The organism is Roseivivax sp. THAF30 (assembly GCF_009363575.1).
GTDB classification, from domain to species: domain Bacteria; phylum Pseudomonadota; class Alphaproteobacteria; order Rhodobacterales; family Rhodobacteraceae; genus Roseivivax; species Roseivivax halotolerans.
Map to the genome: position 1 here is coordinate 2,333,189 of NZ_CP045389.1, position 13,152 is coordinate 2,346,340.

Here is a 13,152-nt window from a genome sequence, read left to right on the forward strand (position 1 = left end):
GCGCGTTGCAGGTCACCCAATCAGTTCAGCGCCTGGTCGGTGATGTCATGGGTCCAGGCGCCTTCGCCCGGCTCCTCTGTGATCGCCGGGTTTTCCTCGGAGATCGCCGACAGAAGCGTGTCCACGGTCTGCTGGTAATCCTCGGGATCGAGCCCACCGTCGGAGCCCGCGGTCAGCTTGGCAACCTCGCCCATCATGTAGGTCTGGTGCTCGAGGGTCTGCGCGCCGGTCATGTCATTGTCGACGACGATCTGCGCGGCTTCTTCGGGGTTCTCTTCGGCCCATTTCCAGCCCTTCATCGAAGCACGCACGAAGCGCACCATCTTGTCGGAAAACTCGGGATCTTCGAGATCTTCCTCCAGGACATAAAGGCCGTCCTCGAGCATCCCGACGCCTTCCTCGAGATAGTTGAAGTTCACGAGATCCTCGGCGGTATAGCCTGCATCGAGGACCTGACCGTATTCGTTATAGGTCATCGTGGAGATGCAATCGGCCTGCCCCTGCAGAAGCGGATCGACGTTGAAGGCCTGCTTCAGAACGGTCACGCCGTCCTCGTCCGCGCCATCGGTGCCGACGCCGAGCTGCGCCATCCAGGCGTAGAAGGGGTATTCGTTGCCGAAGAACCAGACGCCAAGCGTGCGGCCCGGGAAATCCTCGGGCGTCTCGACGCCGGTTTCCTTGAGGCATGTCAGCTGCAGCCCGCCGGTGGCGAAGGGCTGTGCGATGTTGACCAGCGGCACGCCGCGTTCGCGCGCGGCCAGCGCCGCTGCCATCCAGGTCACGATCACGTCGGCCCCGCCGCCCGCGATCACCTGTTCGGGCGCAATGTCGGGCCCGCCGGGCTTGATCTCCACGTCGAGATTCTCTTCCTCGTAGAAGCCCTGATCCTCGGCCACGTAATAGCCTGCGAACTGGGCCTGCGTGACCCATTTCAGCTGCAGCGTGACCTCGTCCATGTCCTGGGCATGCGCGAGTGGCGCGAGCAGGCTGAACGCGGCGGCCCCTCCGATCAATGTTCTTTTCATGTCTTACCTCCTTGTCGGTCCTGTCTTCCGCCCGGCATCTCTAGTGCCGGTGCGACGGGTGCCAGAACGTGACCCGTTTCTCGAGCGCGGCGACCGCGCCGTAAAAGAGCGTGCCCGCCAACGCGGCGACCACAATCTCCGCCCAGACCATGTCGAGCGCAAGCTGTCCCACCGAGGTGGAGATGCGGAAGCCGACACCGCGGATCGGAGAGCCGAAAAATTCGGCAACGATGGCCCCGATCAGCGCCAGCGTGGTCGAGATCTTGAGCCCGTTGAAGATGAAGGGCATCGCCGCGGGAAGCCGCAGCTTCACCAGCGTCTGGACGTAGCCCGCGCCGTAGGTTCGCATCAGGTCGCGCTGCATCGCGCTCGTATCGGCAAGGCCCGCGACCGTGTTCACCAGCATCGGGAAGAACACCATCACGACCACCACCGCCGCCTTGGAGTGCCAGTCGAAACCGAACCACATCACCAGGATCGGCGCGGTGCCGACGATAGGCAGCGCCGCCATGAAATTCCCGACAGGCAGGATGCCCCGGCGCAGAAATTCCGTCCGGTCGGCGAGGATCGCGAAGGCAAACGCGGCAAGACAGCCGATCACGAAGCCCGAAAGCGCGCCTTTCACGAAGGTCTGGACGAAATCCTCCCAAAGCGTGCCCGCCTGCGCCACGAAGGTCGCCGCGATCGCGCTTGGCGCGGGCAGGATCACGCCCGGCACGGCGAGCCCGCGCACGATCAGCTCCCACATGGCGATGAGCGTGAGCCCGAAGATCACCGGCACCGCGATCTGCGCTGCGCGGGTCTGAGAGACAGGCCCATGCGCGAGCCGCGCGTTGAGCGCCCAGCCCGCCGCCCAGAGGATGAGCGCGAAGACGATGAGGATCATACCGCCGCTCATTCCTGCATCCCCATGCGCCGCAGAAGCACGCGCTCGAGCGCGCCGATCAGCCCGACCGACAGGGCCGCGAGGATCGCCGCGGCGAAGAGCGCGGACCAGATCTGGATCGTCTGCCCGTAATAGCTGCCCGCGAGCAGCCGTGCGCCGAGCCCCGCGCTCGCGCCCGTGGGCAATTCCCCCACGATCGCGCCCACGAGCGAGGCCGCGAAACCGATCTTCAGCGAGGCGAAGAGATAGGGCATCGACGAAGGCAGCCGCAGCTTCCAGAACATCTCGGATTTTTTCGCACCATAGGTCCGGAGAAGGTCGAGCTGCATGGAATCGGGGCTTCTGAGGCCCTTCACCATGCCGACGATCACCGGGAAGAAGGACAGATAGGCCGAGATCACCGCCTTCGGGATCAGGCCCTGTATTCCTACGGAATAGAGAACGACGATAATCATCGGCGCGATGGCGATGATCGGGATCGTCTGGCTGATGATCGCCCAGGGCATCACGCTCATGTCCATGACCCGGCTATGCACGATCCCGACCGCCAGAAGGATGCCCAGCCCCGTGCCGATGGCAAAGCCGAGCGCGGTGGCCGAGAGCGTCACCCAGGCGTGGTAGATCAGGCTGCGCGGCGAGGTCGGCGCGAGAACGGCGGTCGAGTTCCAGAGTTCCACCGCCACCTGGTGCGGCGCGGGCAGTTTGGGGCGGTCCTGCACATAGGCATAGCTCAAGGCGACGCCGGGATTGCGAAGCGCGAGCGCAGTGCCCGACATGCCCCGCCGGTCGGACGGGCTTTCAGGGTCGACCGCGATATCGGCACGCGAGGCCGTCAGCACCGATTGCGGCGCGTTCATCGGAATGCAGGCGAGATACCAGAGCGCGAGGATCGCCGCGACGACGGTCAGAACCGGCGCGAGCCCGCGCGAGAAACCGCGCGCCCAGAGCGCGACCCGCCCCGACCGGCCGACACCTGCGCCCTGCGCTGCAAGTGGGGCGGTATTGCTCATGCGCGCCACTCCATCCGGATCTCGGGAATACCGTCATTGCCCTCGAGCCCGCGGGCCACTTCGACAAACCCTTCACGGGCATAGAAGCGATGCGCCTGCTCGTTCGCCTCGTGGCTGTTGAGGCTGAGCCGCGTGCGGCCCGACTTGGCCCGGTCGAGCAGCGCGCGCCCCCGGCCCCGGCCCGGCTCTGCTACGTAAAAGCCGCTGATGTGGCAGCGCTCGGGATCGAGCGAGAGATACCCCTCGGCCGGTGTGCCGTAGACCCAGACCTCGCGGTTCGGAAACCCTTCGGCAAGATAGCCGCGCAGCTCTGCTTCGCTGGGCGAGGCCGGCATCCAGTCGATGCTGTCGAGCCAGCGCCGGACGATGGCGGCGCAGGCGGGCACATCCTCCTGGGTGACGGGCCGCACGATCATGCCACCTCCATACCGGCGCGCAGGCCCTCGCGGACGCGATGCGCGACCTCGATGAATTCGCGGCTGTCGCGGATATCGAGCGGGCGCTCTTTCGGCAGCGGGCTATCGATCACGTCCGAGATGCGGCCCGGACGCGGGCTCATCACAACGATCTTGGTCGACAGATACACCGCCTCGGGGATCGAATGCGTCACGAAGAGCATGGTCTTCTGGGTCCGGTCCCAGAGCTTCAGAAGCTCCTCGTTCAGCCTGTCGCGCACGATCTCGTCGAGCGCACCGAAGGGCTCGTCCATCAAAAGGATCGGCGCGTCGAAACTGAGCGCGCGGGCAATCGAGGCGCGCTGCTGCATCCCGCCCGAAAGCTGCCAGGGATATTTCTTCTCGAATCCTGCCAGATCGACGAGTTCCAGCGTTTCCTTCACCCGCCGCGCCTTCTCGGAGGACGAATAGCCCATGATCTCGAGCGGCAGGCGGATATTGCCGCCGATGGTGCGCCAGGGATAAAGCCCCGCCGCCTGAAAGACATAGCCGTAAGCGCGCGCCTTGCGGGCCTCATCGGGCGTCATTCCGTCCACGGTCAGGCTACCGCCCGTCGGCGTCTCGAGCCCCGCGACGCAGCGCAGGAACGTGGTCTTGCCGCAGCCCGACGGGCCGATGAAGGAGACGAACTCGCCTTTGGACACGTCTAGGTCGACATCCTTCAGCGCATGAACCGGGCCGTCATTTGTCTGGAACGTGAGGTTGAGATCCTTGGCACGGATCACGGGTTGGGCAGTCATGCGGCAAGTCTCCTTGCGCTGTCCTTGAACTCGGCGGCGGGCGCATCGGTCAAGTCACGCACCGGGGTCCCGGTCGCCTCGATGTGCTGCGCCACGATCCGATACCCGAGTCTGTATCCAAGCCACATCGGGCGATCTTTCGTGCCGAAAAACCATTCGGCGTGATCGAAAGGCGCGGCCCATTGCTCCAGCGCATCGCCGAGCGCATTGAGATCACCGTCGCGCGGCGCTTCGAATATCTCGGGCGCGCTGTCGAAGATCGCGTGCACGTAGCGGCCAGCCAGCCCCTCGGTGACCAATGCCTCGCCGAGCGTGCGGCCATATCCCTGCGTGCGCCAGCGGATCGTATGGTTCGCCTCGTGCGCGATCATACGCTCCAAAGGTTCGCCGAGATTGCCTTCAAAATTTGGATTGCCGGGATCGCATATCAGCCGGATCGTCCAGCCCGAGGGCGAGAAGCCCGCAAGGCCCATCTCTTCGATGACGCCGCCCGGGATGTCCTCCACGATGATGTCGATATCGGACATCCCTCCAGCTTCGAGGACTCGCGCCTCGGCCCGGTCGATGGCGTCGCGGATCTCGGCTTCCTTCGGGGAAAGCCGACCGCGCGCATCGGCGAGATGGACGATCCAGTGGTCGGGCATCAGATCCCCGCCGGAATGTTCATCGGGTCGCGGTGGATCTGCTTGGGCGCGGTCAGCGCTTTCCACTTCGACAGCGCCGTATGCGCCGAGGGGAAGGCCGGACGCGGCACGAAGCGGCCGCGACCGGGCTGCGGCTGGGAATTCTGACCCCAGGCCCAGATGACCTCGCCCCTGCTGATCGTGTAGCGCGGCTGCGCTTTCACCTCGAAGCCCTCGAAGACATTGTAATCGAGGATAGAATGGTGATTGGAGGCGCTGATCGTCTTGGTGATGGAGGGATCCCAGACCACGATATCGGCATCCGCACCTTCCACGATGGCGCCTTTCTTGGGGTAGATGTTCAGGATCTTGGCAACGTTCGAGGACGTGACCGCGACGAATTCGTTCATCGTCAGGCGGCCCGTCTCGACACCTTCGGTCCACAGGACGCCGAGACGCTCTTCGAGGCCGTTGGAGCCGTTCGGGATCTTGGTGAAATCGCCGACGCCCATGCGCTTCTGCTCGGTCGAGAAGGCTGCATGGTCGGTTGCGACCACTTGCAGCGAGCCCGCCTGCAAACCGGCCCAGAGGCTGTCCTGATGTTCCTTGTTGCGGAACGGCGGCGACATCACGCGGCGCGCGGCATGGTCCCAATCCTTGTTGAAATACTCGCTCTCGTCGAGCGTCAGGAACTGCGCGAGCGGCTCGCCGTAGACGCGCATCCCCTTCTGGCGTGCACGGCGGATCGCTTCATGCGCCTGCTCGCAGGAGACGTGCACGATGTAGAGCGGCACGCCCGCCGCATCGGCGATGGTGATCGCGCGGTTCGCGGCCTCGCCCTCGAATTCGGGAGGGCGCGAATAGGCATGACCTTCGGGGCCGGTGATGCCCTGCTCGAGCATCTGCTGCTGCATGTCCGCGACAAGATCGCCGTTTTCGGCATGGACCATCGGCAGCGCGCCGAGCTCCTTGCAGCGCTTGAACGAGGCGAACATCTCGTCGTCCTCGATCATCAGCGCGCCCTTGTAGGCCATGAAATGCTTGAACGAGTTGACGCCCATGTCGACGGCGTCCTTCATCTCATCGAAGATCGTCTCGTTCCAGCCCGTCACCGCCATGTGGTAGCCGATATCCGAGCAGATCTGCGGCGCCGACTTGCGGTGCCACTCGTTGATCGCGTTCTTGATCGAGCCATCCGCGCCCGGCAGGCAGAAGTCGACGAGCATCGTCGTGCCGCCGCAGGCCGCCGCCCAGGTGCCTGTCTCGAAGGTCTCGGCGGCGGTGGTGCCCATGAAGGGCATCTCGAGATGGGTATGCGGGTCGATCCCGCCGGGGATCACGTAAGCCCCTTCGGCGTCGATATATTCATCGCCCTTGAGGTCTTCGCCGATCTGCTTGATCGTCTCGCCCTCGATGAGGATGTCCGCCTTCCAGGTGCGGTCGGCGGTGACGATTGTGCCGTTCTTGATGACCTTGGTCATGGGGCTCTCCCTTTTGGTTGCCGCGCATGCGCCGGGGCATGCGGAGAAGTCAGGTTGCGCGCGCTATGCGCCGGCATCGATGCAGACCTGGTTGCCGTCCGCATCGGTGACAGGCTCGGCAGGGCCGCCATTCGCCGGCACGACCGACTGGCAGCCGCGCGCATCGACGATGAGCTGCGCCTCGGACGTGTCGCTCAGGATCGCGGTGCCGTCGGCCAGGATCCGCAGTGGTCCATCGCCACCCCCGCCTCCGCCGAACCGGCCGCAGCCTGCCGCGACGAGGCAGAGCGCGACGCCGAGGACGATTTTCATTCCACGATCTCCGCGGTTTCGACGACCGCGTGCATCAGAACATCCGCACCGGCGCTCGCCCAGTCCTTGGTGATCTCCTCGGCCTCGTTATGCGACAGACCGTCGACGCAAGGACACATGACCATCGCCGTCGGCGCGACCTGGTTGATCCAGCAGGCGTCGTGACCCGCGCCAGAGACGATGTCTCGATGCGAGTAGCCAAGACGTTCCGCCGCATCCCTGACCGCCGAGACGCAGCCTTCGTCGAACGTCACAGGGTCGAAATGGCCCACGGGCTCGATCTCGAGGCCGAGACCGAGATCTTCGGCGATCCCGGCGGCTTCGCGTTCGAGGCGCTCGCGCATCGATGTCAGCTTCTCGAGGTCGGGCGAGCGGAAATCGATGGTGAAGACCGCCTTTCCGGGGATGACGTTGCGCGAGTTGGGATAGACATTTGCCTGCCCCACTGCGCCCACGGCATTCGGAAGATGATCCATCGCGATCTGGTGCACCGCCTCGGTGATCCGCGCCATGCCGAGCCCGGCATTGACCCGCATTTCCATCGGCGTGGAGCCGGTATGCGCGTCCTTGCCAGTGAGGGTGACCTGCAGCCACCAAAGCCCCTGCCCATGCGTGACAACGCCGATATCCTTGCCTTCGGCTTCGAGGATCGGACCCTGTTCGATATGCAGCTCGAAGAAGGCATGCATCTTGCGCGAGCCCACCGGTTCCTCGCCACGCCAGCCGATGCGGTCGAGCTCGTCGCCGAACCGCTTCCCCTCGGCGTCTTGCCGGTCTTCGGCCCAGTCCTGTTGATGCGCCCCGGCGAAGACGCCGGAGGCCAGCATGGCCGGAGCGAAGCGCGTGCCTTCCTCGTTCGTCCAGTTCGTCACGACGATCGGGTGCTTGGTCTTGATTCCGAGATCGTTGAGCGTCCGCACGACTTCGAGACCGCCCAGCACGCCGAGCACGCCATCGTATTTCCCGCCCGTCGGCTGCGTGTCGAGATGCGAGCCCACATAAACCGGCAGCGCGTCGGGATCGGTGCCCTCGCGCCGGGCGAACATGTTGCCCATCGTATCAAGGCCCATCGTGCAGCCCGCCGCCTCGCACCAGGACTGGAACAGCGCGCGGCCCTTCGCGTCGTCATCGGTCAGCGTCTGGCGGTTGTTGCCGCCTGCGACACCCGGGCCGATCTTCGCCATCTCCATGATGCTGTCCCAGAGACGGTCGCCATCGATCCTGAGGTTCTCGCCCGGTGCTGCCATGTCACATCCCTGTTGTCTCGTGCCGGCGCCCTGCTTGACCGGGGCGGCATCTGTTTTTTACCATTTGGTCAAGGCACGATTGCAATGCCCCCCGGTCCTGTCAAGTTCACCCGGGACGGAAAGACCGGATTGACTGATTAAAGCTTATCGCCTTTGCACAACATGTCATCATCGGAATAACCCTATGGCCGCAGACGGCACTCCGCTTCCGGCCAAAGGCCGCAGCCGCATTCAGGAGCGGAACAGAACGCGCATCCTCGATGCGGCGCTCGACGTGTTCTCGGCGCATGGCTTCCGCGGCGCGACACTCGACCAGATTGCCGAGCGGGCGGGCATGTCGAAGCCGAACATCCTGTATTATTTCGACGGCAAGGAGGCGATCCACGTTGCGCTGCTGGGCGCACTGATGGAAACTTGGATCGCCCCTCTGCGCGCACTCGGCCAGACCGCGGAGCCGAAAGCCGCGCTCATGGATTACATCCATGCCAAGCTCGAGATGAGCCGGACGATGCCGCGAGAAAGTCGCCTCTTCGCCAACGAAATCCTGCAAGGGGCGCCCCGGATGGGTCCTCACCTCGAGAGCGAGCTGAAACCGCTTTTCGACGAGAAATGCGCGCTCATTCGAGACTGGGTGAGCACGCGACGGATCGCACCGATAGACGCGGAGCACTTCCTGATGACGATCTGGGCGGTGACGCAGCATTACGCGGATTTCGAAGCGCAGATCGACACGCTTGTCCCGCGTGACGCGCATTGGGCGCGCGCACGGCGGCATGTCGATGCGGTCTTTGCGCCAATGCTCGAGCCTGGCGCCGATTAACGAAATCTTCAGGTAGCGCGCGGTAGGGTCGACCCATGCAGATGACGCGCGTCACCTCCAGCCAGACCCGGGACCAATGGCTGGCTCAGCTTTTCGGGGCCCAGGCCGTCCACAAAGGCGGCGTGGTGCGGCGATCGGTGCGGGACGTGGATCGGATGATCGGACGGGAGCCGTTCAAGCGCGAAGTGCAGTTGCGTGGATTTCACCTGCTGGAATGCGGGGGGCAATTCATCGTGATCTGCAATTCGGGCCGAATGGTCGTTCATGTATGACCCGTTAATGACGATCTTATCTAAGATCGTATTGATAAAATTATCTAATTTTATCAATCTTGGGCAACTTTCTGCCCGTGCGACAGCATCATCTACCGCTTCCCATGACGCCGCTGACGCCACTCCCGTCCCGACTGCGCGTCTTGCGCACGACCAGGACGGGAGCGATGTCACTCCGCCGCCTGTGCCGCGGGGTTGTTCGGATGGGTCGTCCAATTGGCATATTCGGGCTCGACCACGCGGCCCGTCCGCGGATCGGTGGCCCCTGGCTCCAGTTCGACCATCGTGATGCAGTCCTCGACGGGACAGACGTCCACACAGAGATTGCAGGCAACGCATTCTTCGTCGACCACCTCGAACACGCGACCGGGCTTCATCGCGATCGCCTGGTGCGAGGTGTCCTCGCACGCCGCGTAGCACCGGCCGCACTGGATGCAGGCATCCTGGTCGATGCGCGCCTTCGTGACGTAGTTAAGATTGAGATATTGCCAGTCGGTGACATTTGGCACGGCGCGGCCGACGATCTCTGCGGTGCTGGTATAACCTTTCTCATCCATCCAGGCGGACAAACCGCGTGTCATCTCCTCCACGATGCGGAACCCGTAGGTCATCGCAGCGGTGCAGACCTGCACGTTGCCGCAGCCAAGCGCCATGAACTCCGCCGCATCGCGCCAGGTCGTCACGCCGCCGATACCCGAGATAGGCATGCCGCGCGTCGCCTCGGCGCGCGCGATCTCCGACACCATCGACAGCGCGATCGGCTTGACCGCCGGGCCGCAATAGCCGCCGTGGCTTCCCTTGCCATCGATGGTCGGCTGCGGGCACATCTGATCGAGATCGACCGAGGTGATCGAGTTGATCGTGTTGATGAGGGAGACGGCATCCGCCCCGCCGTTCCGCGCCGCCTCGGCCGGCTTGCGGATGTCGGTGATATTCGGCGTGAGTTTCACGATCACCGGCCTGTCGTAATATTCCTTGCACCAGCGCGTGACCATCTCGATGTATTCCGGCACCTGACCGACAGCCGAGCCCATGCCCCGCTCGCTCATCCCGTGCGGGCAGCCGAAATTCAGCTCGATCCCGTCCGCACCGGTTTCGGCGACGCGCGGCAGGATCGCTTTCCAGGCGGCTTCCTCGCAGGGCACCATGATCGAGGCGATGAGGGCGCGGTCGGGATAATCCGCCTTCACCCGCGCCATCTCCTCGAGGTTCACCTCGAGCGGACGATCGGTGATGAGCTCGATATTGTTGAGACCCAGAAGCCGCCGGTCCGCACCGTAGATCGCGCCGTAACGCGGGCCGTTCACGTTGACGACGGGCGGTCCCTCGGCGCCGAGCGTCTTCCAGACGACGCCGCCCCAGCCCGCCTCGAAGGCGCGGCGCACGTTGTATTCCTTGTCAGTCGGCGGCGCGGAGGCCAGCCAGAACGGGTTGGGGCTCTTGATGCCCACGAAATCGGTCGTCAGATCAGCCATATCCGTGTTCCCTCCTGGGATCTGTTATTCTGTGCCAGAGCGATGGGGCGGCAATCATTCCGCCGCCGCACCCCGCGCGGCCTCGCCGAGACGCGCGCCGGTCGCAGTGGCGGCCACACCCATCAGCTCGGCGTGAATATCCTCGGCCGCATCGCGTCCTTCGGCGACGGCGACCACGGTGAGATCCTCGCCCGGCGTGCAATCGCCGCCCGCCCAGATCCCGGCTTTCGACGTGCGGCCCGTCGCGGAGACCCTGATCTTGCGGCCATCCATCTCGAGCCCATCTACCGGAACCAGCGTCTGGCCGATGGCGCGGAAGACCTGATCCGCCGGCAGGCGCAAGGTCTCGCCCGTGCCCTTCAGTCCCGACCCGTCATCGGCGGTGTATTCGAGCTCGATCTCGGCGGCGGTACCGTTGCCGTGAATGGCCTTGGGCTGGGCGTTGCAGACAATCCGCACGCCCTTGGACGTCGCGAGATCCTGCTCGTAGCGCGACGCACCCATCCGGTCCTTACCCCGGCGATAGGCGATCGTGACGTTCTCCGCCCCGAGGAGCTTGGCCTGTACGCCCGCGTCGATGGCCGTCATGCCGCCGCCGATCACCACCACGTTGCGCCCCACCGGCAGGGAGGAGAGATCCGGAGACTGGCGCAGCTCGGCGATGAAATCGACGGCGGCGTCGACGCCGCCACGATCCGCGCCGTCGACATCCAATGCGTTCACGTCGGCGAGACCGACACCGAGAAAGACCGCGTCATGCTCCGCGGCGAGCCCGTCGAGCGACAGATCGCGACCGAGCGCCTTGCCATATTCCATCGAAATCCCGCCGATCTGGACCAGCCAGGCCACTTCCTTCTGCGCGAAATCATCTGTCGACTTGTAGGCGGCGATACCGAATTCATTGAGCCCGCCCGGCTTTTCCTTGGCCTCGAAGATCGTCACGGAGTGACCCTTCATCGCGAGGCGATGCGCGCAGGCAAGACCCGCGGGCCCTGCCCCGACGACCGCGACACGCTTGCCGGTCTCGGGCGCGCGGGAATAGGGATGGCTCTGCCGGGCCATCAGCGCGTCGGTTGCATGGCGCTGGAGGCGGCCGATCTCCACGGGCTTGCCTTCGGCGATCTCACGCACGCAGGCGCCTTCGCACAGATCCTCTGTCGGGCAGACGCGCGCGCACATGCCGCCGAGGATATTCTGGTCAAATATCGTCCGCCCCGCTGCCTCGGCCTGTCCGGTCGCGATCTGCCGGATGAAAAGCGGAATGTCGATCTCGGTCGGGCAGGCTGTGACGCAGGGCGCGTCATAGCAGAAATAGCAGCGATCGGCGGCGACGGCCGCCTCGTGCGGATCGAGCGGCTTGTGCAGATCGGCGAAGTTCTCGGCAATCTCGTCGCCGGGCATTCGCCCGGGCACGATGCCCGGCGTGAGCGGGTCGGCCATTGGTTCCCTCCTGTTTATTCTTGCAGGAAGCCTGCCACGGAAATTTTTTTTATCAAACGGTAAATTTTCTCAGGGGCATTTTTCCGGCCTGCGCCGCTCCTCGAGACGCTCGAATTGCCCGTTTTTCCATCACCAATCGTCAATGCGCCCGCATCCCTGGGGGTAGCGCCCTGCCCGGCATCCGACTAACAATCGTCCGCAACACCGAAAACAGGGAGGGACGAGATGAAGAAATGGATGCTGGGAGCTGCGCTCTGCGCGATCTCCTCGATGGCGGCGGCCGATGTGAAGGTCGGCATGATCACGACTCTGTCGGGCGGCGGCGCAGGCCTCGGGATCGATGTGCGCGACGGCTTCCTGCTCGCACTCGAGCAAGCCGGTCGTGACGACATCGAGATGGTCATCGAGGATGACGAGCGCGCGCCGGATGCCGCCGTGCGGATCGCAGACCGGATGATCCAGTCCGAGCGCGTGGACATCATGACCGGAATCATCTGGTCGAACCTCGCGATGGCGGTCGTGCCGGGCGCGGTCGCGCAAGGCGTCTTCTATCTCTCGCCCAATGCCGGGCCCTCGCAGCTCGCAGGGCAAGGCTGCCACGAGAACTACTTCAATGTCGCCTGGCAGAACGACAACCTGCACGAAGCCGCGGGCGCATGGGCGAACGAGACGGGCTACTCCAACAGCTTCATCCTCGCGCCGAACTATCCGGCAGGACAGGATGCGCTGACCGGCTACAAGCGGATGTACGAGGGCGACCTCGCGGGCGAGATCTACACCGATCTCGGCCAGACCGACTATGCCGCCGAAATTGCCCAGATCCGGGCGTCGGGTGCCGACAGCGTCTTCTTTTTCCTGCCTGGCGGCATGGGGATCTCGTTCCTGAAGCAATATGCCGATAGCGGCGTCGAGCTGCCGGTGATCGGGCCCGCCTTCTCCTTCGACCAGGGAATCCTGCAGGCGGTAGGCGACGCCGCGCTCGGCGTCGTGAACACCTCGCAATGGTCCAAGGACATCGAGAACGAGACCAATGCCGCCTTCGTCGAAAGCTTCGAGGCGGAATACGGCCGCCTGCCGTCGCTCTATGCGAGCCAGGGGTTCGATACAGCGAACCTTTTGATCTCGGCGCTCGAAGTGGCGGATTCGTCCGAAGACGCGGACGCCTTCCGCGAGGCGCTGCGCGCGGCGAATTTCGACAGCACGCGCGGCGACTTCGCATTCGGGCCGAACCACCACCCGGTGCAGGACATCTATGCGCGCGAGGTTATCCAGGAGAACGACGTCTTCACCAACCGCATCATCGGCACCGCGCTCGAAGATCACGCGGACGCCTACGCCGCCGAGTGCCAGATGTGAGCCGGCTCGG

General features: G+C 64.5%; 14 protein-coding genes. 3 read left to right on the top strand and 11 right to left on the bottom strand.

What is annotated here, in order from left to right:
• Positions 1–20: 20 nt before the first annotated feature.
• From FIU91_RS11315 to FIU91_RS11355, 9 genes are all read right to left on the bottom strand, one after another.
• Positions 21–1,025: an ABC transporter substrate-binding protein gene (locus FIU91_RS11315; RefSeq protein ID WP_152462526.1), complete on the bottom strand. Its 1,005-nt coding sequence runs from the start codon at positions 1,023–1,025 to the stop codon at positions 21–23.
• Between the two features lie 40 nt (positions 1,026–1,065).
• Positions 1,066–1,911: an ABC transporter permease gene (locus FIU91_RS11320; RefSeq protein ID WP_152463721.1), complete on the bottom strand. Its 846-nt coding sequence runs from the start codon at positions 1,909–1,911 to the stop codon at positions 1,066–1,068.
• 8 nt (positions 1,912–1,919) lie between these two features.
• On the bottom strand, positions 1,920–2,921 hold the full coding sequence (locus FIU91_RS11325) for an ABC transporter permease (protein ID WP_152462527.1): 1,002 nt from the start codon (positions 2,919–2,921) through the stop codon (positions 1,920–1,922).
• Positions 2,918–3,337: a GNAT family N-acetyltransferase gene (locus tag FIU91_RS11330; protein WP_093009952.1), complete on the bottom strand. Its 420-nt coding sequence runs from the start codon at positions 3,335–3,337 to the stop codon at positions 2,918–2,920. Before FIU91_RS11330 ends, FIU91_RS11325 begins: the two co-directional genes overlap by 4 nt.
• On the bottom strand, positions 3,334–4,116 hold the full coding sequence (locus FIU91_RS11335; RefSeq protein WP_093009953.1) for an ABC transporter ATP-binding protein: 783 nt from the start codon (positions 4,114–4,116) through the stop codon (positions 3,334–3,336). Before FIU91_RS11335 ends, FIU91_RS11330 begins: the two co-directional genes overlap by 4 nt.
• Entirely contained in the window at positions 4,113–4,760 is a 648-nt protein-coding gene (locus tag FIU91_RS11340) for a DUF2268 domain-containing putative Zn-dependent protease (RefSeq protein WP_152462528.1), read from the bottom strand. The genes FIU91_RS11335 and FIU91_RS11340 overlap by 4 nt, the downstream gene beginning before the upstream one ends.
• Complete coding sequence (hydA, locus tag FIU91_RS11345) at positions 4,760–6,220, bottom strand: dihydropyrimidinase (protein ID WP_093009955.1); 1,461 nt, start codon at positions 6,218–6,220, stop codon at positions 4,760–4,762. The genes FIU91_RS11340 and hydA overlap by 1 nt, the downstream gene beginning before the upstream one ends.
• Before the next feature lie 63 nt (positions 6,221–6,283).
• Entirely contained in the window at positions 6,284–6,532 is a 249-nt protein-coding gene (locus tag FIU91_RS11350) for a hypothetical protein (RefSeq protein ID WP_152462529.1), read from the bottom strand.
• Complete coding sequence (locus tag FIU91_RS11355) at positions 6,529–7,779, bottom strand: Zn-dependent hydrolase (RefSeq protein ID WP_152462530.1); 1,251 nt, start codon at positions 7,777–7,779, stop codon at positions 6,529–6,531. Before FIU91_RS11355 ends, FIU91_RS11350 begins: the two co-directional genes overlap by 4 nt.
• A 184-nt stretch (positions 7,780–7,963) precedes the next feature.
• On the opposite strand from FIU91_RS11355, the gene FIU91_RS11360 reads away from it, so the two are divergent.
• Positions 7,964–8,599 carry a TetR family transcriptional regulator C-terminal domain-containing protein gene (locus tag FIU91_RS11360; RefSeq protein WP_152462531.1) on the top strand — a complete coding sequence of 212 codons (636 nt, stop codon included), beginning with the start codon at positions 7,964–7,966 and terminating at the stop codon, positions 8,597–8,599.
• 35 nt (positions 8,600–8,634) lie between these two features.
• The gene (locus tag FIU91_RS11365; protein WP_245760196.1) at positions 8,635–8,871 is read left to right on the top strand and encodes a hypothetical protein; all 237 of its coding nucleotides are present in this window, start codon (positions 8,635–8,637) and stop codon (positions 8,869–8,871) included.
• Between the two features lie 170 nt (positions 8,872–9,041).
• On the opposite strand, the gene preA is transcribed toward FIU91_RS11365, so the two are convergent.
• Both preA and FIU91_RS11375 read right to left on the bottom strand, forming a co-directional pair.
• Positions 9,042–10,346, bottom strand: a complete 1,305-nt coding sequence (preA, locus tag FIU91_RS11370) for an NAD-dependent dihydropyrimidine dehydrogenase subunit PreA (RefSeq protein WP_152462532.1) — start codon at positions 10,344–10,346, stop codon at positions 9,042–9,044.
• A 54-nt stretch (positions 10,347–10,400) separates the two neighbouring features.
• Complete coding sequence (locus FIU91_RS11375; protein WP_152462533.1) at positions 10,401–11,786, bottom strand: NAD(P)-dependent oxidoreductase; 1,386 nt, start codon at positions 11,784–11,786, stop codon at positions 10,401–10,403.
• Between the two features lie 225 nt (positions 11,787–12,011).
• Here FIU91_RS11375 and FIU91_RS11380 point away from each other — a divergent pair, with 225 nt between their 5' ends.
• Entirely contained in the window at positions 12,012–13,142 is a 1,131-nt protein-coding gene (locus FIU91_RS11380; RefSeq protein WP_152462534.1) for an ABC transporter substrate-binding protein, read from the top strand.
• Positions 13,143–13,152 lie beyond the last annotated feature (10 nt).